Origin of the sequence: Dyadobacter jiangsuensis (genome assembly GCF_003014695.1) — a bacterium.
Taxonomy (GTDB): domain Bacteria; phylum Bacteroidota; class Bacteroidia; order Cytophagales; family Spirosomataceae; genus Dyadobacter; species Dyadobacter jiangsuensis.
Genome location: NZ_PYAS01000010.1, coordinates 200372 through 224429, shown reverse-complemented (window position 1 = coordinate 224429; position 24058 = coordinate 200372). Strand labels below are relative to the sequence as shown.

The window sequence follows — 24058 nt, the reverse complement described above, 5'->3', positions numbered from 1 at the left end:
AAGCGAAGATTTGTTCTCATGTAAGTGTATTCATCGTTTGTCAAATAACGAACGAACGGGCAAAATTACCCAATAAAACGGTAATAAAATTTTTATTCCGGACTCTTACCGCCACGGGTTGCAGATTTGATCTGCTCTTCAATGGCATCCCACTGATTGTCAGTGATTTCTTTCAGGAAATTGAATTGACCGCCCGCCAGCACTTCGCCGCCGTCGAGTGTGATCACCTCACCGGTCATGTAGGCCGAAAAATCCGAAATCAGATAGGCGGCCAGATTGGCTAGTTCCTGGTGCTCGCCCGTGCGCGCGAGGGGAATGCGGTTTTCGAATGCGAATTTGGCGGCGAGCTCCTCCGGAAACAAGCGGTCCCAGGCGCCTTTCGTCGGAAATGGCCCCGGGGCGATCGCATTGAGGCGTATACCGTGTCTTCCCCATTCAAATGCAAGCGATTTGGTCATGGTCAGTACGCCCGCCTTGGCCATCGCCGACGGTACTACCCAGCCAGAACCCGTGGTGGCGTAGGTTGTCACGATGTTGAGGACGGAGCCCTTGATATGATTTTCAATCCAGTATTTGCCCAACGCTAACGTGAAATAGTATGTGCCGCGCAGCACGATATCGACGACCGTATCAACGGCTTTGTAAGAAAGCCGCTCGGTGGGACTGATAAAATTCCCTGCGGAGTTATTGACCAACCCATCGACCTGCCCGAATGCTTCCACGGCTTTTGCGATCACGTTTTCGATCTGCTCGGTTTTTCTTACATCGCAGGGGACATATATGATTTTACCGCCGGTGCTCTGCCTGAGTTCCGACGCTGTTTTTTCGAGAATATCTTCCTTTCTGCTGCAAATAACCACGTTAGCGCCGAGGCGCAGAAAGTAAGCGGCCATCGATTTTCCGAGCCCGGTGCCGCCTCCGGTGACGATGATCGTCCTGTTTTCGAGCGCGCCGTCGCGGAGCATACCTTCGTTGTAAGCCATGATGAATGTATTTTTAGAATGGGATGAAAAGTAAATTTTTCTTTAAAAACATTATATTTTGAATGAAAAACAAATTGCCCGGACATGGAGCAGGTGAAGGAAATCATGAATGAGCTGGCTATGCTGGCGACCGAGCAGACGCTCAAAACGATGCGGAACCACGGTGCGGTGGAGCCCATTTACGGGGTGCGGATAGGCGACATGAAACCGATCCTCAAAAGGCACAAAAATGATCACCAACTCGCGCTTGAATTGTTCAAAACCGGTAATTCGGATGCGATGTACCTGGCCGGACTGATGTCGAAACCCGGATTGATGACACCCGATGTGCTCGACGAGTGGATCAAAGGAGCTTCCTGGCATATGATCAGCGAGTACACCGTGGCCTGGAACGCTGCCGAGAGTCCTTATAAATTTGAAATGGCCCGTAAATGGATCGAATCATCGCATGAACTCACCGCCGACGCCGGATGGGCGACCTGGGGATACATTATGGCACTGACGCTGGACGATCAAATTGACCAACGGGAAATTGACCAGTTGCTTGACCGTGTCGAGCGCGAGGTGCATTCGGCGCCAAACCAGGTCCGGTATGTCATGAACGGTTTCGTGATCGCCGTGGGCTCGTATTATGCGCCACTGGCTGAGAAAGCAATGGAAGCAGGCAAAAGGATCGGGAAGGTGAAGGTCAATATGGGTAATACCGAGTGCAAAGTCCCTTATTCGCCCGATTACATTCAAAAAGTGTGGGACAAAGGCCTGTTAGGTCGAAAACGAAAAGAAGTAAGGTGTTGATGGGTAGCTTGTTACTGTTGAGCAAGCAAGTATAGCACGGCCATTCTCACGGCTACCCCGTTTTCTACCTGATTCAAAATAATAGAATGCTGTGAATCAGCCGCATCGGACGAAAGTTCAACGCCGCGGTTGATAGGGCCGGGGTGCATGAGCACGATCTCCTTATCGAGCTCGTCGAGCATGGCTTTGTTGATGCCATAATACAACGAATATTCACGCAGCGACGGGAAGTATTTGATCTGCTGCCGTTCCAGCTGTATACGCAGCACATTGGCTACGTCGCACCATTGCAGCGCTTCTTTGACATTGTGGCCTATTTTTACACCTAGCTCTCCCAAATGCTTGGGAATCAATGTGGATGGGCCGCATACCATCACTTCTGCACCGAGTTTTTGCAGACAGAATATGTTTGACAATGCCACACGGGAGTGTGTAATGTCGCCGATGATCGCGATTTTTTTACCGGCGAGGTCACCCAGTTTTTCACGCATTGAAAACGCATCGAGCAATGCCTGCGTCGGGTGCTCGTGTGTGCCGTCGCCTGCATTCACAACGTTCGCGGGGATGCGTGTGGAGAGGTAATGCGGTGCTCCCGGGCTGCTGTGGCGCATCACGATCATATCCACTTTCATGGCGAGGATATTGTTAACCGTGTCGAGCAATGTTTCCCCCTTCTTCACCGAACTGCCGGAAGCCGAAAAATTCACCACATCGGCGGAAAGCCTTTTTTCCGCAAGCTCAAAAGAAAGCCTGGTGCGGGTGGAATTTTCGAAAAAAACGTTGGCAATGGTAATGTCGCGAAGGGAAGGTACTTTCTTGATGGGCCGGTTAATGACTTCTTTGAACTGAGTCGCTGTATCTAAGATAGTTTGAATGTCGTTCTCGTTCAGGTTTTTGATTCCAAGTAAGTGCCGGACCGAAAGTTGTGTCATTGGTTGTATTCAAGAAAGTTTGGCAAAGATAATAAGGAAGCGGTCAATGCGAAAATTCGTGTGAAATTTTCAGGAAAATCAGCGTTAAACGAAACGCATCTTTCTGTGTCGAATAGTCTTTGTTTACCGTAGAATAAGTTATTCTTATTGATACATTTATTTCTTAATTTCTCCGCTATTTTTGTTCATACCGGTTGTTTTCCCACTGCTTCGTTAGCGTTATTCTCCTCCCTATTTCTTGATAACCAACTCAATAGTGCCATTCATTCATGAAAAGGCCTGTCGGGCCGTTGGATCGTCGTACCGCGCCGCTTAGGCGGGGAATGTATGGCTCCTGCTGTCGACAAACCTCTGCCTGACTGACAATTTTTTCTGTCCGCCCGGATGGAATAGCACCCCCGTTTTTTATCGTCTCAGCACCCGCTCGTTTAAGTTTCTCACACTTAATCCAGTTCCGTATGCGCATAAAGCTCTATGTGTTTTTCGTTTTGGTGCTTGCCTATTCTCCAGTGCAGGCGCAGCTCAATGTGAATTTTCCACCTGCGCGAATGGTTTTTCAGCGTAATCAGGTAGGTAGTGCAAACGTGTTCGTGACAGGTACTTACACCGGCAACCAGATTGATCATATCGAAGCAAGGCTGAATCCCAGAGCGGGAGAGCCGGGTAATGCGGTAGGTTGGACGACGATCGCCTCGAACCTCGCTAACGGGGCATTCGGCGGGTTCCTTACTTCGCCGGGAGGACGTTTCGATCTCGAGGTAAGGGGAATGAACAGTGCCAATCAGCAGGTTGGTGGCGCCGTGACAATCGAAAAAGTGGGTGTAGGAGAGGTTTTTCTTATCGTTGGGCATTCCAACGCCTCCTCCGCGCAGGGCCAGATGACGGGTGCTGCCAGCGACCTGGTTAATAGCATCGATCCCAATACGGATGTCGCGCGACGCGCGCGATACCTCGATACGGGAAGCCCGGATGACCTTCCGCCGTTGGCACCTACGCATCTCTGCCAGACCTGCGGCATAGCTCCGATGGTGTGGGAGCCGTGGTTTTGGTCCAAACTGGGCGATTCGCTCGTGAAGTCGTTGAATGTCCCCATTCTCTTTTACAGTGCAGCTTTCGGAGGGAGTAATATGGGATATTTCTACAAAGCAGCTTACGATATCCCATTCTCCCATGGTTTTATAAAATACAGCATCCGGATGCCCTACGTCAATATCCGTAATGCCATGAACAAGTATGCGCCGCGGACCGGCTTGCGCGCGATCCTTTCGGCGCATGGAATCAATGACCTGGACACTACGGGTGCAGGCTTCTATTTCAGAAGCCAGAAAGTGGTGGAAAAGAGCCGGAACGAGGCGAATTACCAGGATCTGGCCTGGCTCGTCGCGACAGCCTGCTATAACAATGGGGTCAATCAGGAGATTACCGACGCGCAAAATGCGCTCATCGTTGACGATCCCAATACGTTCCGGGGCGCGAATCTCAATGCAATCGGCAATGAGGGGCGTTATGACGGGCTGCATTTCAATGAGCTGGGGCAGATAATGGCGGCTGGCCTCTGGCGTGACGCGATCCTGGATCCGGCGGAGAATGTGTTGGGCAATGCCAAACCCTATATGGCCACAGCGCCGCCGCTGCCGTCCCCGCCTTTGCCGGTGTCGCTGGTTGGTTTCAATGCAAAAAGGTCGCTCAATGGCTTCAATGAGCTTGAATGGGTCACTAGCCTGGAAACAAACAATGATTATTTTGAAATCCAAAAGAGTACCGATGCCAAAGTTTTTACCGTAATAGGCAATGTGAAAGGAGCAGGGGATAGTAAAGAAATGAACCGTTATCATTTTACCGACGAGTCGCCCGGGCGAGAGATAACCTACTACCGTCTCAACCAGGTCGATTACGATGGAACGGCTACACTTTCACGAATAGTGGCTGCGCAAAACGGGCATGAAACTGCTGCCCCGGCAGTTTATCCCAACCCATCGGAACACGTGATCGAAGTCGCGACCCATGACGGATCGACGGTTAACGGGTTGAAAGTGATAGATATAAGCGGGAATGTTTTGCTCGAAAAGAAAGAGGGGAGCACGATCGACGTGTCGCGGTTGAAGGGAGGTGCCTACATTATCGAGTTCAAAACAGGCGTTGGATCGATAATCAGGGAAAAAATAACAAAACTCTGACCTTGCGTTCAAGGCCAGAGTTTTGTCGGGACATTTACTTCTTGATGAACTTGAGTGCGGTAGACGTCCCGTCATTGTTCTGAATCCGGATGAGGTACAATCCGGACGTAAGGCTTCCTACGGGTATCGACGAACGCCCCTGCGCGGCATAGCTGCGTAACCGGATTTTTCCGGAAACGTCGGATATGATGTAACTGAACCGGTCTTTTTGATTGGCCAGTTTGATATACAGGATATTATCGGCGGGGCTGGGGAATACGCTCACGGCAAAATCAGGGCGCCGTACCGATACCATGTGCGAATAGGCGTAAGATTGGTCGGTATCCACCTGTTTGAGTCGATAGTAACTTGTTCCCGGCAGCGGCTGGGCGTCTTCGAGTCGATAGGTGTTGAATGCCCTGACCGTCCCTTTTCCCGTAATGCGGCCGACAATGCTCCATGTGCTTGCGTCGTGGGAGCGTTCAACCTCGAAATAGTCGTTGTTCTTCTCCTCGGTGGTAGTCCAGGTCAGCAATACCTTTTCTTCCACAACACTCGCATTAAAACTCACCAGGGTGACGGGCAACGGGTTGGAGCAAGTTTGCACGGTAATGTCGTCGAGGCGGAGTTCGTCCCTGGCCCCGGTAGCGATGGGATCGGTGCAATAATACCGCCACAGGAGCTGTACGTAAGGTTTATCCAATGCCGCTGCGGGGAGCGCTACCCAATTGAGGACCTGTTCGTGGCCTGCCGTGGCCGACCTTACATATTCTACGGGCTGGTTGCTGGTATTGAGAACGTCCGTAAAAGGCCCGGAATCGGAAGTGCGGTATTGCAGCCGTATGGCGTACGGCCTGGTGTTGGGTGTTACCGTGCCGCCCGTCCATTTTACGCTCACCTGTTTCTTTCCCGTGGTATTCAATGCGAGTATGGCCCCGCCGAGTTTCATGCCGGGATAACCGGGATTACCAGTGGCATTGCCTGTGTTGATAAACGAAATACCGGCATCGCCCAAACCGTTGATCCGCGTACGGCTTGTGAGGTTGTATACGCCATTGGTGAAACCCACGACGTTGGAGGTTAGGCCTGGATCGTCGTTTTCCATGTATACAAACCGCATGTTATCCGGAAATGCGCCCGAGGCGGCAGAGGCAAGCCAGGCGTTGAAATTGTACACGCAAGCGCCCTCGTCCAACGGCGCAGGTACTTGCACGGGCGCCACGTCCACGGCAAACACCGCCCGGAAATAGGGTGCAGTAGAGGAGGGCGCAAAACTAATTGTTGCAGTATTGGATACTATCTGGTTTGAAGCATTTTCCCATTGCAGGAACTTGTAGCCGGGCTTGGGAACCGCGGTTAATGCAATATTTACGTTTTTGAAATAAGTGCCGCTCCACGGATACGGATTGGCCGAAATGCCCAGGGTAGTCGGCAGGATGTCGATCGTGTTGACGCGCACGTAGCCATGGTCCTGGTTGGAAACGTTGACGGTAACCGATCGTTGGCCGTCGCTAAGGTTGAACTGGCTTTGAATATGGCTCCGGGCGACGCCGGGCCGATTCGTGGCGAAGTTTACCATCAGATTGACGTTCGATTCCCAGGTCGAATAGCTGGAAGGCCGGTTCCAGCGCTCGATATTTCGCGGCATTTCATTCGCAATTAGATTTTTACACACGTCTATCTGGGTAAGAAGCCGCGCTGGCTGGAAATGCGAGTTGATCAGGTCGGCATAGCGGTTGATGAACTTGTTCCGGAAAGTAAGGTTGGGCAGCAGATATTGCAGCAGAAAGTCCGGCGCGCCTAATGCTTTCGAAAACTGGTTCGCACTCACATCCTCGAAGCTCAGGTCCACATCGAACAGCGCCCACCGCCAGCGGCCATCCTTGCCTTTTCCCGCAGAGGGATTATACGGTACTTTATGGCGCCAGTAGTTGATGTTTCCGTATGGCCAGTCCCAGTTGGCGCAATAGAGTTCCAGAATGCAGTAGTCGATGAAATTATCCATATCCATCCGCGCCAAAGCATAGTCGTAATTGGCTGCGTCGGCCATGTTGTGGGTCTTAATGAAATTGGACAAATCGCCATAATGGCCCGAGTCGTTTTCAATGTCGGGGTCTGCAAAAAACTCGATGTTTTCGGGTTCGAGGGCATAGTGGCTTGCAAAATAGTATTCGTCTTGCCGCTCCCGCAGATCGTGAATGCCCCAGTATTCGCCGTTCAGGTAGGTGGTAACGGGCCGGTATTCCTGTAATTCCATATCCAGCCCCTTGGCGATCTGGTGAATGTAGGAGTCCTTCATGAGCGTGCGCTCGTAATCATTTCCCGAGTTTCGCAGAATGACCCGCTTGAATGTGTGGAAGGATAGTGCCGGAAAAAGCGGGTAATCGATGTCGCTCTGCGAGGCATTGGGGCCGGTGGAATACAGCCGGAAGCTCTTCTTGTCGTGCGTTCTCGATCCTTGCCCGTGAATGCGCAGGCCCAGGTCCTGATTGATCACCACATTGCCGTTGATCAGCACTTCCACATTCGAAGGGATTTCGGTGTGGCGGTAATAGTTGCCCACCGGCGTGCCAAACGACCCCGCACCAGGGTTGGCGTTACGCCAGTCCACAAAATCCTTTCCGGCTACACCAATGCCGTCCTCGTAATCGAACATATCATCCGGGTCGGTTTTGATCGAGAACACGGCAAGCTGTGATTTCGGCTGACCGTCGGGCGTAAACAGGTACGTGCGCGACTCGGTTTCGCTGGGTAGCTTTCCTGCCTCATATACCTTCGCCCGAATGACCGTACCCTTGTATACCGGCTTCATGGGTACGAATGTGTAGGTAGGCGTGTTGTCATTCGTGGCCGAAATGGATGCGTACACATCGGGCTGCGACGACTTGTCGGAAATCGGGATGTCGACCGGCGAGTTTTGTTTCAGTGTCATAAAATAGTTGGTGAATGTAGGGCCGGTTGATTGCCCCGGGTCTTTCGGATATTGGTTTTTGTATTGATAAGCCTTGCCGGGAGCCGTAATGTTGTCTTTGTCGGGTTGCGAGCCGTCGGTTGTATAATACACTTCCGCGCCCGGTACGGCCGTGGAAATCGTCAGTGTAAAATTGTTTTGGAAAAAACCGCTTTCGACGCTCATGACCGGCGGAGAAGCAAAGCCGGTGTAAGAATTGGCAGCCACATTGTTCGCGTTGGGCGAAGAAGGGGAGAAATAGACGATCTCGGGAGAACCATTGGTTTTCCGGCCGTATGAAATATCCGTTCGCTGTTTCGGGAAATCGATTTGATCGATGACCGTTTCATCGGGCGCTACCAGCAGAAACTGCTCACCGTCGCCGCTGAGGCCGAAGCCAAGATGTTTGGGTCCGCGCGACGGCACGCCGCTTGCCCAGAGGATAAGGAAGGAGCCGGGTTGGATTACCAGGTTGCCAGTGCCGGTTGGCAGCTGGAATTTTTTCAGTTCACCCGCATCGTCGGTCACGTAATAGCCACCCAGGTCGACGGCCGCGGCACCCGCATTGTAAAGTTCGATCCAGTCCTCGTCGGAACCGGTTTCGTCCAGGTACGAAGAAGAATTGGAGGCCATCAACTCATTGATTTTGATAGACTGGCCCAGGCAGACGGTACATGAAACCCATACCGCCAGCGATAATGTGTAGTATAAATATTTCATGATAATAGAGGGGGATTTTTCTGATAGAAATTAAAATTATTGCAGGTGAAATGCTAATAAACTGGTAGTTATTTTGACGTATATTACCTGATATTCAGATAGTTTTGCGGTGGTTGGGCGTTTGTTAAATACAACTCTGGAAGCGCTGAGAAATAGTTTTATCAGGGTTGCATTATTTCTGTTTTTCAAACCCTTTTATATAGAAATATTTTATTGATTGACTTAGATATAATTTGAATTGTTTGTAGAATAGCAGGTTGCTGCAAAGGAGAGGAGATATTGCCGGTTACCTCATTATATTTGCAACCTTCCGGCAATTTTGGCCGACGGCCAGCAAATACTTTTTGAAAATGGATAAAGCAAAGGTGATCGCTCACGTGAAATCACTCCTCGACGAGCGCATGCAGGTAGCTTGGGCTGCTATGGAAGCAGCGCAGGAATCGGCGAACGATCAGGGGAAAAGCTCAATGGGGGACAAATATGAAACCTCCCGCTCGATGGGGCAGCTCGACCGCAATATGCACGCGCGGCAATACGAGCAGGCGCGTCAGGAACGACTGATCCTCGAAAAGATAGGTGAAGGCGATGCCCCCACCCGCAGCGCTGTGGGGTCGCTGCTGGAAACTACGGCTGGCTGGTTTCTTATTGCTGTGAGCCTGGGAGCCGTTAAAATAGAAAATGAGACCGTCATAGCAGTCTCATCTTCGTCGCCCGTAGGTGCTTCGCTGTTAGGTAAAGAGCCCGGGACTTTTTTTGAATTTATGAAAAAACAACACCGGATCGTGGCGCTGCATTAAGCCATGTTGTGGAACACACGTACCACATCGTCGTCCTCTTCGATCTTTTCGATCAGTTTCTCGACTTCGGCAATCTGCTCATCGCTCAATGTCTTGGTGTCGTTCGGAATGCGTTCGAAATCCGCTTCTACGATTTCATAACCGTTCTCCTCGAAATAATGCTGTAATGCACCAAAGGCAGGGAATTCACCATAAATGTTGATGAGGCCTGTTTCTTCATCGAGGAATACCTCTTCACCGCCGGCATCGATCAGTTCAAATTCCAGCTCTTCGATATCCTTGCCGGTGTTTTTGATTTTGAAAATGCATTTGCGGTCGAAGATAAAGTCGAGCATCCCCATGGTGCCAAGGCTTCCACCCAGCTTGTTGAAGTAGCTTCTTACGTTCGCAACGGTGCGGGTAGGGTTGTCGGTCGTACTTTCCACGAGAATGGCGATACCGTGCGGGCCGTAACCTTCGTATACCATTTCCTTGTAATCCTCCTGGTCTTTCGAAGTGGCACGTTTGATAGCCCTTTCAACGGTTTCTTTGGGCATGTTTACCGCTTTGGCATTTTGGAGCAGTACCCGGAGTTTGGAGTTGGTGGCCGGATCAGCAGTCCCGCTTTTTACGGCAAGAACGATCTCCTTACCAATCCTGGTGAAAGTTTTGGCCATCTTGTCCCACCGCTTGAACATCCGTGCCTTTCTGTATTCAAAAGCCCTTCCCATACTTATAATGTATTATTAGTTATTTTAATGTTGGTACCTTGGTATTGTCAATTGTGCCGCAAATTTATAAAAACGGTCAATATCAGATAAAATAAATTCTTTTGCCCCCAATTTTCATGGATTATCAACTCGACTGGCGCTTTCAAACATTCGACGAACTGACTACAAGCGAGCTCTACGGCATACTACGGTTACGCAGCGAGGTTTTCGTACTCGAACAACGCTGCTGTTATCTCGACGCGGATAACAAAGATCAGCGAAGTCACCATCTTTCAGGTTACCGCAATGGCGAGCTCATGGCCTTTGCACGCATCGTCCCGCCAGGGCTGTCATACGAATATCCGGCGATCGGGCGGATCGTCGTTTCGCCGAAAGGGCGCGGGGCGGGTTACGGAATCGAGCTGCTCCATGTTTCTATTCAAAAACTGGAAGAATTGTATGGTAAGGTCCCGATCCGGATCGGTGCGCAGCTGTACCTCAAAAGGTTCTATGAGTCGTTCGGTTTCAGACAGTCAGGCGATGTTTACCTCGAAGATGAGATCGAACATATCGAAATGACGAGGCCAAATCAGTAGAAACAGTAAAATGTGCGACCTTTTGGGGAATCGTTTCCCAAAAGTGTTGAAATAGTAAACACTGTATGTAACCGCCAAATGTGTTAAAACAGGGTTAAAACAGGATGTTTGGTGAAAATTGTAGTAACTAATCTACATTTCGATAAAAAAAGTTTGATATAAATTGCTCGTAAACGCTTTCTTTCCTAATTTGGCACAGAATTTTAGTTATTAGTATTCAGTCAAGCAAATTGTTGCTTTGGGACTGACGCCCTGTCAGCAACCCAATTAACATTTTTGACGAACACTGATAGAGGAGGGTTTACGTGGAATGGCCTACTGTAATGCGGTAGGCCATTTTTTTTGCTTTCTTTGTACTCCTTTACAACACACCACATCATTTCTAGATGACCAAAGTTACCGAGTACATTCGCCGTGCGGAGGGTAAGACCTTATTCTCCATCGAGATCATTCCTCCACTGAAAGGTCAGAATATCAACGAACTGCTGAATTCCATTGAACCGCTGATGGAATTCAATCCCCCTTTTGTAGACGTGACTTACCACCGTGAAGAGCTGATCGACCGGGTTGGCCCGGACGGCAGCATCGAACGGATCCCCATCCGCAAGCGCCCCGGCACTGTCGGCATTTGCGCGCGATTGATGGAACGATTCAAGGTGGATGCGGTGCCCCATGTGATTTGCGGCGGCTTCACGAAGGACGAAACCGAAGATGTGCTCATCGACCTGCATTACCTGGGTATCGACAACGTGCTGGTGCTCCGCGGCGACCCTGAGAAGTCGGCGGGTGTTTTCCGGCCGAAACCCGGTGGGCACACCTACGCGTCGGAACTCGTTACACAGGTTGACAATATGAATAAGGGAATCCTGCTCCACGCAGAAACCGAAATGTCGCCTACCGACTTCTGCATCGGCGTTGCCGGTTATCCTGAAAAGCATTTCGATGCGGCATCGTTCGATTCTGACTTTGCGGCTTTGAAAAAGAAGATCGACCTGGGCGCTAATTATATCGTGACGCAAATGTTCTTCGATAACCAGAAGTATTTCAGTTTCGTAGAACGCTGCCGGGCCGAGGGTATCACCGTTCCTATTATCCCCGGTTTGAAACCGCTATCTACCAGAAAACAACTGACGGTCCTGGCGGATATTTTCCACCTGGAATTTCCGCACGATTTGGTAAAAGAAGTGGAGAAATGCGCGACCGATAAGGAAGTGCGCCAGGTAGGCATCGAATGGGGCATCCAGCAATGCAAGGAGCTCCTGGCTTACGGCGTGCCCGTACTGCATTTTTACACGATGGGCAAATCCGACAACGTGTCGCAGATCGCCCGCGGCGTATTCTAATAACCGCTCGCCGCTTGCCATTCACCCCGTGTCCGGCAAGCGGCCTCAGCTATTACTCATAGCACACCGCAGTGCCGTTGGCACTCACCATGAGCATCGAGCTGCCGTTTCCAATCGTTTCGAGGTCGATATCCACGCCGATCACCGCATTGGCGCCCAGGCGCTGGGCCTGCTCCATCATTTCGCGGATGGCAATGCTTTTCGCCTCGCGCAACCCCTGCTCGTACGAGCCCGAGCGCCCGCCCACGACGTCGCGTATACCTGCGAGGAAATCTTTGACAAAGTTGGCCCCGATAATGGCTTCACCATTCACCAGTCCGATATACTTAGTGATTCTTTTACCTTCGATATTCGGGGTAGTAGTAACAAGCATGCGATTTCAGGTTTGATTGGTGTTGATTTTTTGACCGGCCAAATTACGGTTTTGTCGAAGAGGAGGCTGAAAATAATGGTTTAGCGGCAAAGTAGCACGAGTTCTGGGTAAATTTTGGGTATAATCGTTAGTTTTGCCCCTTGACCAAATTCGACTAGTAAAACAATCAGTAATGGAACAGACAGTAGAAACCATTAATCATATCATCCGCACACGCCGGGCTATTTTCCCCCCGAACTACATTCAGAAAGAGATTCCGCAGGAAGTACTCGACAACATCCTTGAAAACGCACATTATGCGCCTACCCACAAGCGCACCGAGCCCTGGCGGTTCATTGTGTTCAGAGGACAAGAGAAATTGCAGCACCTGGCGAGCTTTTTCATGGAGCGTTACCGCAACAATACACCGGCTGAATCTTTCTCACAGGCACGTTACGAAGCTGCGGGTGAAAAAATCCTGAAATCGGCCTGTGTAATCGCTATCAATGTGGAATTGCACCCGAACGACTTGCCCGAATGGGAAGAAACGGCGGCAGTGGCTTGCGCGGTACAAAATATGTGGCTGACAGCCACTGCATACGGCATCGGGTCCTATTGGAGCAGCCCAGCGGTACTGAAAGAACTGGGCGAGTACCTGGAACTTCCGGAAGGACAGAAATGCCTAGGCCTCTATTACCTTGGCTACCACGACGGCGTGGAGCCCCCTATGCGCCGTAATGGCAAAATCGAAGATAAAATCACCTGGGCCTGAGCATGAAACAGTCCCGACCGACCCTGCGTGCACAGCAGATCATCAAAACATATGGTACTGACACCGTCCTTGCGGGCATCGACCTCGAACTCGCGCCCGGCGAGTGGTTGGGTATCCTGGGCGAAAGCGGGTCGGGGAAAAGCACCTTGCTACGCATTCTGGGACGTTTCCTGGATGCGGAGCAAGGTGATGTTTTTTTCAAAGGGCAGTTATTGAAATCGGTGGCGAGCGAGCTGATGCCCGGCCACGAGGCGATACGGCTCATTCACCAGGAATTCGAGCTGTTTCCCAACCAGACGGTCGAGGAGAATATTGCCTACTCCCTGCGCTTCTACGAGCCCGATTACCGGCTCGAAAAGGTGGCGGAGCTGCTGGAAACGACTGCGTTGAAAGGCGTCAAAGACCGAAAGGCCAAGTTGCTGTCAGGCGGTGAAAAGCAACGTACGGCCATCGCCAAGGCGATTGCGGAGCTCCCGGATGTGCTGCTGCTCGACGAGCCTTTCGCACATTTGGACAACCATAACCGCCGGGTGCTCGCGGACGCGATCGAGCGCTTGCGCAAGCAGCAGAAAATGAGCTGCATATTCGTCACGCACGAAGCAGCTGACGCGCTCGCATGGTCGGATAGGATTGCGGTGTTGCGCGACGGGCAGATTATCCAGATCGGGACGCCGCAGGAGGTGTACAATAACCCGGTAAACAGCTACGTGGCCGAACTGACGGGCGATATTAACTGGATCGCCGGGGATAAGCACAAAAAGCAGTTTTACATTCGCCCCGAAAAGATCAAACCGACGCGGAACCCGGAAAAGAGCCGTTGGGTAGGAAAAGTGGAAGCCATGCGTTTTCACGGCAACCATTGGGAAATCCGCTGTTCAAGAGGAAAAGAGCAGCTATCCTTCTACCGGAATAAACCCGACCTCGAAATAGGGCAGGAAGTGCATTTGACCTATGCTTCCAAAGACCTTAAAAGCATTTGACCTTCACTATAACTTAAACCAGAAGGAAATCTTCACGGCAAACGGCGTTACATTCGGGTTATTCAGATAAGTGAGCCGGTGAATGAAATCGACGCGGCCGGTGCGGAAAATGTTATCGATTCCGTAGCCGAGTTCGATGTAAGGTTTTGAATTCAACCGGTTGAATGCCAGTACCTGTTTGCCCGATTCGTCGGTAGTCGTCGTAAGTTTCTCATTGGCCTCGCTGATATTGCCATAGAACAGCCTTCCCGTCGCGAGCATACGCAGTTTCAGCCGCCGGATCGCGGGAATGCGGTTTAATATGAATCCTTCAAAATTGTGCTCCATGCGCAGCGCGAAATACCGGTCGCTGATAAACTCGAAATAGCGCATCAGGTTAAATGCATTTTCCACATAAAAGAACGACTCGTTGCCCAGCGGCGTGTAGAGCAGCGGGTAGGGAAGGGTGGAAGGAATATAGCCCAGCGTAACATTATAATAGGTGCGCCCGATCACCCCCGCGCGAAAGCTCTGCCGGATATTTAAAGAGAACTTGTTGTAATTGAAATCCCCGCCCAGCAAATGCTTGAAGCCATGCGTGTAGCGTAACGTAAATGCAGGCGAATTGCCATTACCCATGCTGATGCGTTCATTGTCGTTCAGGAGGAAGGTCTCTTTTTGAGCTAGTCTCGCCTCAAAATTAACTTCCGTAATGTCGAATGCACTCTTTATGGGCGACTGGTCGCCCGCTGCGGGGTTGGTGCGGTAAGTAAAGTCAAACAGCGGATCGAAAGTGCGGTGACGAAGCTGCACGCTGCCGGTAAGGCCTTTCACCACTTCTCTTTTGAAATAAGCCGAAAAATCCTGCTGCCAATACGGTCGCCGGAATGCACCGAATCGTGATAATGCTCCGAAAATGGTGCTCGGGCCAATGGCTTCCGGCGAAAGTCCCAGCCTTTCGAGATCTTTCGAATAGGAAATGCCGGCCATGGTCCAGGGTTTTCGGCTAATGATATAATCGAGCCCGCCGCCGAATTTGAACTCGCGGTCGCGGGTGCCATATGCCCCATAACCGCTGAAAATCCATTTTTTACTAAATCCCGGGTCAGTCCGGAAGCCGAGGCGGAAGCGGTGCCCCTCTACCTTGTTATTGGCATACAAAAACAAATAGGGCCCCAGGTCAATGTTCCATTTGTCGATTCTTTTGTAGCCATTTACGAAGATATTGAGCAGCTCGGTATAGGTTTTTACTACCGGAAGGGCTTTCAGTGAGTCGATCAGCTCGAAAGTCAGTTTTTCCGTGGGGTTGAGGTCTTCGGGGCGGCTTTTGGCCCAGAATGTCGAATCATGGTCGCGGTAGTTTTCTGCAAGCTCAATGGCCGTGTCGTAGAATCGGCTCACGCGGGGTGCATTCAGTTTGTATTTGGATTGGGCTGAATAGAATTTCAGGAGCATTCCCGCAGCCTGAGGAGTAGGCTCGTCCACGTCGATCAATACACGCGTCTTGCGGGGGAGCCAAATCTTCTCATCGTCCGGCAACTCATACGACTGCTGGATTTTAATGCGATCGATGTAGTTGAGGTTGGCCTGCTTGTCCACGCTCACGTCAATTTGCGTCAATGCAAATGTCTGCCCGTCGATCCACATCGTTCCGGTGAATGCAAGGTCCTGTTTTTGCCTTGGCTCGAAATCGATGTGGTAATCATAACCGGTGCCATTGTATACGCTATCGGCCAGGTAATACTCGTAGTAGAGCTTCCAGCTATCGGAAATGGGCGATACGAAGTCCTTTTGCAGGATATTCAGCCAATTGTTGTAAAAATTATATTGCTGAAATGTGGAGCCGATCAGCTGCGAAACCACGCTGCCGTCGGTAAGGCCTACACCCGAGACTTTTGTTTTGTTAATGACCTCCTTCTTTTTCTGCGGGTCGCGGCGATAAAAAACATCCGAAACCGATTCGGAAATGAAGATCGGGATAATAGTTTCGCCATTTTCGCCCTTCACTTCATCAAACTTTTCGAGTACATGGGTCATTTTTTTGACCGCTTTCCGATCCCTGAACCCTTTCGAAAGATTATCAATATCGATCTGGATTTTGTTGTAAGCCTCATATTCATAGGCTGCGAGCTCATCCGCGTTATTGGCTTTCTTACGCGCTACAATCTTGCGAATTACAGCATACGCAGGGTTTTCTCCGGCAATGATTTTCACTTCCCGAAGCTGGGTGGTGCCGGGCGAAAGCTGGACATCGATGACCTGCTGGCTCAGGCTGGGTACGATGGCTTTGCTGCGGCTCGTGTAGCCGACATACGTTACAGTAACCGAGTCGGCCGGCGGAGTGAATTTGAGCTCGTAAATACCGTCGAAATTGGTGGTAGTCCCGCCGAGTTGCCCACGAATGCCGATATTGGCAAAAGGAATGGGATCACCCGTGGACGCGTCGGTAATGCGGCCTTTGATGATATAACTGGTTTGTGAGAAGCCTTTTGTACTAATGAGGCTAATGAGCAGAAGCAGGGCGGTAATGTTCCGTCGCAGCTTCATTCGTCATGCTCATTTTTACCAATTTGAATATTGGAAGTCACGTCCGCTGCCGGGCGCAGGATATGAACATCGAGTACGGCCTTCGGGCGGGCCAGGTACTCGCGCACGAGGGTGCGGAAAGAGTAGCCGTCGGGAACGTCCTGTGCTGCAAAGGAAATTGCATTAATTCCTTCATTATGAGCAATGTATAGTGCCCTGGCGTTGTGGAAATTCTGCGATATGATGGTGAAATTATCCTGGTTGAAAACCTTTTTGCAACGCACGATCGAATCGAACGTCCGGAAACCGGCGTAATCGAGTGTCATCACATTTTCGGGGATACCCAGGTTCAGCAGCGCCCGCTGCATATCCAGCGGTTCATTGTAATACTGTGAGTCGTTGTTGCCGCTGAGGATAATGTATTTGATCTTCCCTTCTTTGAAAAGCCGGGCCGTGGCTTCCATCCGGTATTTGAAAAACAGGTTTTCAGTGCCTTTTTCCGACTTTTTACTGGTTCCGAGCACGAGCGCCACATCATTGGGCGGCAGGCTTTCGATGGAGAAATAGGAGTACTGGCGTGTACAGTAAACCACCCAGAAGTTACAAAGCAAGATGAAAACCATGCAGGCAAATATTAAGGCTAATATGATTTTGATCAATTTTTTCACCTGAGCACGCGTTGCCTGTTGAATTTTCAGTTCCTGGAAATTCTGCCGGATTGCGTACATCGGCATTCAATGCTGATATACGCAATCGGCGGGTGTTTTTGTTGCCGGGCCTATTCGAATAATCCGAGCTGGCTTTTGGGATCCGAGCCTTTTTTACCCTCTTTTTTAGGTTTTGACTCGCTTTTCGACACGTCGCTGCTATCCCCTTCTTCTGCGTTTCCGGTATCCTCGCCGCTTTCTCCGTCTTCTTCCGGATTAACAGTATTTTCGGTCAAAGCATTCGCAGGATCGCCGGCCTGATCACCGGCTGCATTGTCGGGAGTATCGTCGCCTTCTTCAACCGGCTCGTCTGTAACGGGCTCATCCGTTGCTGCTTCGGCGGGCTCTTCAACGGGTACCGCGAGCGGTTCGAGCCAGCGGATGTCCTTGAACTTGTCGTTCGGAATGCGGTTACCTTGTGCGCGCCAGCCGCGGATGTCGACCATGTCTTCCACCAGGTATTCTTCGGCGGCCTGGTCTTTCTGTGCCGTTTTAGGATAAACGATTTCCAGCCTCGGACGAATATCCGTGCTGGCGAGGATCAGCTTGCTGTTCTTGGCATCGCTGATGAACAGGAATTTCTTGTCGAGTGAAGAAGTCTCGACATTGAACCTTTTGATAAAATGCTGCTTCTGACCACCGTCAAAATAAATGGCGGTAATAGGGAGCTTGGTATCGAATTTCTTGACCAGCAATACCTCGTGCGGTTCGTAGTGGTTGGTCAGGTCGAAGTTGGTAAGCTCGTAACTGCCATCTTTGTAGATAACCACGATATTGTCGCTCGGGCCGAAGTTGCCCAGGTATTCGCCGCGCTCGTCGCGGTTGAGGCGACCGATAATCGGGTCGAACCACATATCCACGCCGCCCAAGGTAGAGCGGCCGGCTGTTTTCAATGTCAGTTTGCGGACCGGATACTTCGTCAGGATGTTACCCATCGCGCTCCGGTTTTTGATCAGCAGCTCTGCAAAATTGTAGTCAAACTGCTTAACCTTCGCTTTGCTTTGGGCTTGGAGATTTACGGTGATAATCTCGGCCTCGCCGTTGTCGTTTGCCGTGAAATAGGTGATCTTCGATTTGGGCGTGCCTTGCGTGATCTCGTACTCGCGGTCACGCGTGATAGCAGTTACCTGGAAGCGTTTCGCGTAGGAAACGCCGGTTTTACCATCCACATACACGACGTTATAGACCTTCCGTTCATCGTTTTTGACGAAAACGGCGCAATAAATAATGTCTTTGCCGACAAACACCTTGTCCTGTACTTTGGTCACCACGCAGCGGCCATCGCCACGGAAAACGATGATGTCGTCGATATCCGAGCAATCCATCACGTACTCATCCTTTTTCAAACCATAGCCAATGAAACCTTCTGCCCGGTTGACGTACAGCTTCTGGTTATTGGCCGCCACGATATTCGCAGCGATCTGGTTGAATGCGCGGATTTCGGTCCTTCTGCCTCTTCCTTTTCCGTATTTTTTCAACAGGTCACGGAAATATTCGATCGCGAAGCGGGTAATATGCGCCAGGTTATCCTCAGTTTCCGCGAGATCTTCCTGCCATTTGCGCATCAGTTCGTCCGCCTTAAAACCGTCGTACTTCGAGATCCTTTTGATGCGGATTTCGGTCAGTTCCACGATATCGTCGTCGGTGATCTCGCGGTAAAACTGTGGCTTGTAAGGTTCCAGGCCCTTGTCGATCGTGCGGATCACGGCCTCGAAAGTCTCGCATTCCTCGATGTCGCGGTAAATGCGGTTTTCGATGAAGATCTTTTCGAGTGAGCCGTAAAGGATCTTTTCCAGCAAAGCCAGCCGCTTGATTTCCAACTCGCGCTGCAAGAGGTGGACGGTTTGCTGGGTATTGTATTTCAAAATGTCGGTTACGCCGACAAAATGAGGTTTTTCGGCAATAATGATACACGCATTCGGCGAAATGGATACTTCGCATTCCGTGAACGCGTAGAGAGCGTCCATTGTAATATCCGGTGAAACGCCCGGCGCCAGATGCACCTGGATTTCCACATCCGCCGCGGTGTTATCCACCACCTTTTTGATCTTGATCTTACCCGCGTCGTTCGCTTTGATGATCGACTCGATGAGGGAAGTAGTGGTGGTACCAAAAGGAATGTCGCGGATGACGAGCATCTTTTTATCCTCTTCCTCGATTTTGGCACGTACCCGTACTTTTCCGCCGCGCTGACCATCGTTGTAGTTGGACACGTCCACGAGGCCGCCGGTGAGGAAATCGGGGTAAATCGTCACTTCCTTGCCTTGCAGGATTGTGATCGAGGCCTCGATGAGCTCGCAGAAGTTGTGCGGGAGTATTTTGGTGGACAAGCCGACTGCGATACCTTCCACGCCCAGCGTGAGCAGCAGCGGGAATTTGACGGGTAATGTAATGGGTTCGCGTTTCCGGCCATCGTAGGATAGCTGCCATTCGGTAGTATCGTCGTTGAAAACAACGTCTTTACCAAACCGCGACAGTCGCACCTCAATGTAACGCGCCGCCGCAGCCCCGTCACCCGTACGGATATCGCCCCAGTTACCCTGTGTATCGAACAGCAGTTCCTTTTGCCCGATATTGACGATCGCATCGTAAATGGACGCGTCGCCATGCGGGTGGTACTGCATCGAAGAGCCGACCACGTTAGCCACCTTGTTGAAGCGGCCGTCGTCCATTTCGTTGAGCGCATGCATAATGCGCCGCTGAACGGGTTTCAGACCGTCTTCGATCGCCGGAACGGCACGTTCCAGAATTACATAAGAGGCATAATCAAGAAACCAGTTTTCGTATAAGCCCGAAATGGGCAGTTTATCATGCAATCCGCTATCTTCTACGTCGGGCGCAGCTCCGTTTTCGTCCATAAATGCAGGAGGAACCAGGTTTTAAGTATTCAGAAAAAAATGATCAGCCATATGCTTCCCGGTCTTCATGGGGGACTGGCTCATTCAAAAAGAAAGAAACAGGGTGAAGTTTACCGGAAGATCAGGTTGAATTAACTGCTAATATAGCAAAATAAGCGATAAAACTTAGTTTTCAGGTTCGGGATCCGGCGCATTCAGCACGGCCAGCAGCTCGCTGATCATCATGGCCGTAGCCCCCCATATTTTATAGCCCTGCACCATGTAATGCGGTGCATGTACCTGTTCCCCACGTACTTGGATGTCACTTGATCCGATAATATTAACATCAGAAATCTCTTCGAGTTTGATCTCGAAAATATCTTCCACCTCACGTGGGTCGGGATAGAACCCGGGTCGATAGGGCATTGCAGCCACCACGGGGAGCACATGGAAATTGCTGGCTGGAATGAAAAGTTCGGTCAAAGCACCCAGGATTCGGACGTCCGTCAACCGCAACCCGATTTCCTCTTGTGCCTCGCGTAAAGCGGTGCGGATCAGGTTTTCATCGCTCAGCTCGTATCGCCCACCCGGAAATGCCACTTGTCCGCTGTGGACGCCGTCGTAAGCGGGCCGGAGGATCAGCGGGAAGTAAATTTCCTCCTGGTAGGGGTAAAAAAGGATCAGCACGGCACTCCGGCGCGTGCGGTGATTGGGTTTGAAAGTGAGGCGAAGCCGGGAAGAGGCCTGCATTACCCGGTGGGCCGTCTCGCCGGGGAGCGGGAATTTCAGTTTATGTGCGAGTTGTTCAGTAAAAGCGGAAAATGATTCCAGTGCGGCCATGTTGGCTAGGTTGTTGAAGAGTTAGGTGGCAGAACATTACGCCTAAGTTAATGTACGAAACCTAAATCTTTGCGTAGTTGAGCTCTCTTTTGAAGTCGAAAAGGCTTTCGAGGCTCAGATCTGACCGGGTTTAATCAAACTTTGCGGTACCATCAGCATTTCTGACATGAATGTGGATAGGTAATGTTCCAGACTATAAAAGAAGAACTTCATCCCGAACATTCGGAAGATTTCAGGCATAGTAGTGTGTGACAAGTGTTTACAATCGATGTTTACAAATATAACAATTACTTACATCGATTGTAAACCACCTAAGCCAGCGTGGCGGCGTACAACTTCGCCAGTTGCTCTGCGCATCTTTCGCCGTCCATGGCAGCCGACATAATACCTCCCGCATAACCGGCGCCTTCGCCGCAGGGGAACAAACCTTTGATTTCAGGGTGCTCGCAGGTCTCGCGCTCGCGAGGGATACGTATAGGCGAGGAGGTGCGGCTCTCAACGCCGATCAGTTGGGCGTCGCCGGAGAGGTAACCGCGCATTTTGCGGCCAAAATCCGACAATGCATCGCGTAACGGGAATGCAATGTGTCCGGGAAGGACGTCGTACAGGTCGACGGATTGCAAACCCGGCTGGTAGGACGTATCCCGCAAATGACCGGAAGTGCGGCCTTTCACAAAATCAACCGCGAGCTGGGCCGGTGCTGTTTGGGTGGCTCCTGCCAGTTTGCAAGCGGCCTGTTCCAGTTCACGTTGCAATTGCAGGCCTGCCATCGGGCCGAAGTCTTTGTAAGGCGCCAGGTCAGCGTCTTCGATGGTTACGACCATGCCTGAATTGGCATACGGCGAATCCCGGCGCGAAGGCGACATGCCGTTGACGACCACTTCACCCGCAGCCGTGGCCGCCGGCACGATAAAGCCGCCGGGGCACATACAGAACGAGAAAACGCCGCGCTGAATGCCTTTGTAGCGCGTTTGAGTTACCAGACTGTAAGAAGCAGCAGGCAAATAAGGGCCGCGATCCACCTCGCAGTGATATTGTATTTTATCAATGGTATTCTGCGGATGCTCGATCCGAACACCCATCGCGAAGGATTTGCTTTCGATCAGGATGTTTTTAGCATGAAGCAGCTCATAAATATCCCTCGCAGAATGGCCTGTCGCAAGTATGACGCCGATTCCGGTGTGCTCGTCCTTGTCGTTGGTGATTACTCCGGTCATGCGGCCGTCGCGGACGATCAGATCCGTGACTTTGGTATCAAAATGGATTTCACCACCGGCTTTAAGGATGCTCTCGCGCATTTCTGCGACTACTACCGGCAGTTTGTTGGTCCCAATATGCGGGTGGGTGTCGATGAGGATTTGCTCGCTGGCGCTGTGCGCGACGAATATTTCGAGTACCCGGCGGATGTCGCCCCGCTTGTTGGAGCGGGTGTATAATTTACCGTCCGAGTACGTCCCGGCGCCGCCTTCGCCGAAGCAATAATTGGACTCCGGGTTGACGTGGTGGTCTTTATTGATGGCCGCCAGATCGCGCCGTCTCGTACGCACGTCTTTACCTCTTTCAAACAAAACCGGCTTGATACCGAGCTCGATCAGCCGCAATGCGGCAAACATTCCGGCGGGCCCGCAACCGACGATCAACGCCTGCGGGCGCTTGCTCACATCCGGGTATGTAATGCGTGTGCCTGCCAATGCGGGCGGTGCTTCTCCGACGTACACTTCTGCCTGCACATTGATTTTTACCTGCCGGCTGCGTGCATCTATCGATTGGCGTGTTTTGCGGATGAATGGGTTATCGCTTTCGCGCAGGCGCAGTTTCTGGATAACAAAGCGGCGGAAATTGTCATCGTCCAGCGCGATCTCGGGCGCCAGGGTCAATTGGAGCGTATGTTGCATATTCTGGAAAGGGATTTATCCTTCAATGCCGCAAAGATAACCATACTTTCGCCCCCAACAACTCCTGACCACACCTGACTAAACCTGACTAAACCTGACCACTCCTGACCACTCCTGACTATTCCTGACAATCAACGACTACCTCCGACCACTCCTGCCTATCTCCGCCAACGCCGAACAGCACTCCGGGTAGCAAACCCTACCAAATTCCTTTTCCATAGTAACGAACATTAAGCATACTTTCAAATCGATATTCCATGTCGCAAAACCGCCGCCAATTCCTGAACACCCTGGCTGTTTCGGCCGGAGCCGCAGTGCTTTCGGAAGCCGCCCGTGCCGAACAGCATGCTGCTGCGTTGCCATTGTCTTGCAACCAATACTCGTGGATTACCTTTTACGCTCGCGAGGGCAAAGACTGGGGCAAGGATCCGGATGCCTCACTCGCGGAGTTTGCGTCCACGGGGTTGAAGGCTTATGAACCTGCGTTCAATAATGCCGATGAAGTGTTGAAACTACTTCCGGTACTCCAAAAGTACCGGCTGGCAATGCCGTCCGTGTACGTCAATACGGCATTGCACGAGGCGTCCGAAGGTGCCAAATCCATTGAATCGGTGTTATCCATTGCCGATGCACTCAAAGCAGCCAATACTAAAATCATTGTGACAAATCCCAGCCCTATTCAATGGGGAAGCGACAAAAATAAATCCGATGAACAGCTGACCCGGCAGGCTCAAAACCTTGATGAACTTGGGGCGGAGCTTAGAAAGCGGGGTATGACTCTCGCATACCACACGCACGACGTGGAGTTGCGCGCGGCAGCACGGGAGTTCCATCACATGCTGCTCGCCACCGACCCGAAAAACGTGTCGCTCTGCCTGGATGTGCATTGGGTTTACCGCGGTTCGGGCAATTCGCAGGTTGCCTTGTTTGATATAGTGAAATTGTACGGAAAGCGCATTGCCGAGCTGCATTTGCGGCAGTCGAAAGGCGGTATCTGGCAGGAAACGTTCACGGAAGGGGATATCGATTACCCGAGGCTGGCTCATGCGCTGGATGGCCTGGGCGTGAAGCCGCATCTGGTTTTGGAGCAATGCCTCGAAAAAACATCGCCGAAGACCATGGATGGCGTTCAGGCGCATAAAGAGGATTTGGTTTATGTGAAGAAGGTGTTTGGTGGTAATTTATTTTGATGGTCTAGGATTAATTGTG

At 51.2% G+C, this 24058-nt stretch carries 18 protein-coding genes; 8 read left to right on the top strand and 10 right to left on the bottom strand.

Going from position 1 to position 24058, the window contains the following annotated elements:
- Nucleotides 1-92 precede the first annotated feature (92 nt).
- Nucleotides 93-983, bottom strand: a complete 891-nt coding sequence (locus CLV60_RS21090) for an SDR family oxidoreductase (RefSeq protein ID WP_106597354.1) — start codon at nt 981-983, stop codon at nt 93-95.
- Between the two features lie 84 nt (nt 984-1067).
- Here CLV60_RS21090 and CLV60_RS21085 point away from each other — a divergent pair, with 84 nt between their 5' ends.
- Complete coding sequence (locus CLV60_RS21085; RefSeq protein WP_106597353.1) at nt 1068-1778, top strand: DNA alkylation repair protein; 711 nt, start codon at nt 1068-1070, stop codon at nt 1776-1778.
- 11 nt (nt 1779-1789) lie between these two features.
- Here CLV60_RS21085 and CLV60_RS21080 read toward each other — a convergent pair whose 3' ends face one another.
- Nucleotides 1790-2710, bottom strand: coding sequence for an aspartate carbamoyltransferase catalytic subunit (locus tag CLV60_RS21080; RefSeq protein ID WP_019940609.1), 921 nt, complete (start codon nt 2708-2710; stop codon nt 1790-1792).
- Nucleotides 2711-3168: 458 nt separating this feature from the next.
- On the opposite strand from CLV60_RS21080, the gene CLV60_RS21075 reads away from it, so the two are divergent.
- The gene (locus CLV60_RS21075) at nt 3169-4887 is read left to right on the top strand and encodes a T9SS type A sorting domain-containing protein (protein ID WP_106597352.1); all 1719 of its coding nucleotides are present in this window, start codon (nt 3169-3171) and stop codon (nt 4885-4887) included.
- Nucleotides 4888-4921: 34 nt separating this feature from the next.
- Here CLV60_RS21075 and CLV60_RS21070 read toward each other — a convergent pair whose 3' ends face one another.
- Nucleotides 4922-8536 carry a CotH kinase family protein gene (locus CLV60_RS21070; RefSeq protein WP_106597351.1) on the bottom strand — a complete coding sequence of 1205 codons (3615 nt, stop codon included), beginning with the start codon at nt 8534-8536 and terminating at the stop codon, nt 4922-4924.
- Nucleotides 8537-8886: 350 nt separating this feature from the next.
- Between CLV60_RS21070 and CLV60_RS21065 the strand changes: the two genes are divergently transcribed.
- The gene (locus tag CLV60_RS21065) at nt 8887-9333 is read left to right on the top strand and encodes a transcription elongation factor (protein ID WP_106597454.1); all 447 of its coding nucleotides are present in this window, start codon (nt 8887-8889) and stop codon (nt 9331-9333) included.
- Here CLV60_RS21065 and CLV60_RS21060 read toward each other — a convergent pair.
- Complete coding sequence (locus CLV60_RS21060; protein ID WP_106597350.1) at nt 9330-10043, bottom strand: YebC/PmpR family DNA-binding transcriptional regulator; 714 nt, start codon at nt 10041-10043, stop codon at nt 9330-9332. The two genes, CLV60_RS21065 and CLV60_RS21060, sit on opposite strands and share 4 nt — an antisense overlap.
- A 116-nt stretch (nt 10044-10159) precedes the next feature.
- On the opposite strand from CLV60_RS21060, the gene CLV60_RS21055 reads away from it, so the two are divergent.
- The gene (locus tag CLV60_RS21055) at nt 10160-10618 is read left to right on the top strand and encodes a GNAT family N-acetyltransferase (RefSeq protein WP_106597349.1); all 459 of its coding nucleotides are present in this window, start codon (nt 10160-10162) and stop codon (nt 10616-10618) included.
- Between the two features lie 386 nt (nt 10619-11004).
- Nucleotides 11005-11961 (top strand): methylenetetrahydrofolate reductase [NAD(P)H], encoded by a 957-nt coding sequence (metF, locus tag CLV60_RS21050; protein WP_106597348.1) that lies wholly within the window; start codon nt 11005-11007, stop codon nt 11959-11961.
- A gap of 52 nt (nt 11962-12013) precedes the next feature.
- Here metF and CLV60_RS21045 read toward each other — a convergent pair whose 3' ends face one another.
- Nucleotides 12014-12334, bottom strand: a complete 321-nt coding sequence (locus tag CLV60_RS21045) for a heavy metal-binding domain-containing protein (protein ID WP_090377922.1) — start codon at nt 12332-12334, stop codon at nt 12014-12016.
- 172 nt (nt 12335-12506) lie between these two features.
- On the opposite strand from CLV60_RS21045, the gene CLV60_RS21040 reads away from it, so the two are divergent.
- Both CLV60_RS21040 and CLV60_RS21035 read left to right on the top strand, forming a co-directional pair.
- Nucleotides 12507-13085: a nitroreductase family protein gene (locus CLV60_RS21040; RefSeq protein WP_106597347.1), complete on the top strand. Its 579-nt coding sequence runs from the start codon at nt 12507-12509 to the stop codon at nt 13083-13085.
- A 2-nt stretch (nt 13086-13087) separates the two neighbouring features.
- The gene (locus tag CLV60_RS21035) at nt 13088-14065 is read left to right on the top strand and encodes an ABC transporter ATP-binding protein (RefSeq protein WP_106597346.1); all 978 of its coding nucleotides are present in this window, start codon (nt 13088-13090) and stop codon (nt 14063-14065) included.
- Between the two features lie 6 nt (nt 14066-14071).
- On the opposite strand, the gene CLV60_RS21030 is transcribed toward CLV60_RS21035, so the two are convergent.
- The 5 genes from CLV60_RS21030 to CLV60_RS21005 all read right to left on the bottom strand — a co-directional run bounded on the left by CLV60_RS21030 (nt 14072) and on the right by CLV60_RS21005 (nt 22849).
- Entirely contained in the window at nt 14072-16591 is a 2520-nt protein-coding gene (locus CLV60_RS21030) for a DUF5686 and carboxypeptidase-like regulatory domain-containing protein (RefSeq protein ID WP_106597345.1), read from the bottom strand.
- On the bottom strand, nt 16588-17193 hold the full coding sequence (locus CLV60_RS21025) for a SanA/YdcF family protein (RefSeq protein ID WP_106597453.1): 606 nt from the start codon (nt 17191-17193) through the stop codon (nt 16588-16590). The genes CLV60_RS21030 and CLV60_RS21025 overlap by 4 nt, the downstream gene beginning before the upstream one ends.
- Nucleotides 17194-17348: 155 nt before the next feature.
- Nucleotides 17349-20135 (bottom strand): DNA gyrase/topoisomerase IV subunit A, encoded by a 2787-nt coding sequence (locus CLV60_RS21020; protein ID WP_106597344.1) that lies wholly within the window; start codon nt 20133-20135, stop codon nt 17349-17351.
- Nucleotides 20136-20300: 165 nt separating this feature from the next.
- Nucleotides 20301-20954: an NUDIX hydrolase gene (locus CLV60_RS21015; protein WP_106597343.1), complete on the bottom strand. Its 654-nt coding sequence runs from the start codon at nt 20952-20954 to the stop codon at nt 20301-20303.
- A gap of 311 nt (nt 20955-21265) precedes the next feature.
- Nucleotides 21266-22849, bottom strand: a complete 1584-nt coding sequence (locus CLV60_RS21005; RefSeq protein ID WP_106597342.1) for an NAD(P)/FAD-dependent oxidoreductase — start codon at nt 22847-22849, stop codon at nt 21266-21268.
- A 257-nt stretch (nt 22850-23106) separates the two neighbouring features.
- On the opposite strand from CLV60_RS21005, the gene CLV60_RS21000 reads away from it, so the two are divergent.
- Nucleotides 23107-24039, top strand: a complete 933-nt coding sequence (locus tag CLV60_RS21000; RefSeq protein ID WP_106597341.1) for a sugar phosphate isomerase/epimerase family protein — start codon at nt 23107-23109, stop codon at nt 24037-24039.
- Nucleotides 24040-24058: the final 19 nt, after the last annotated feature.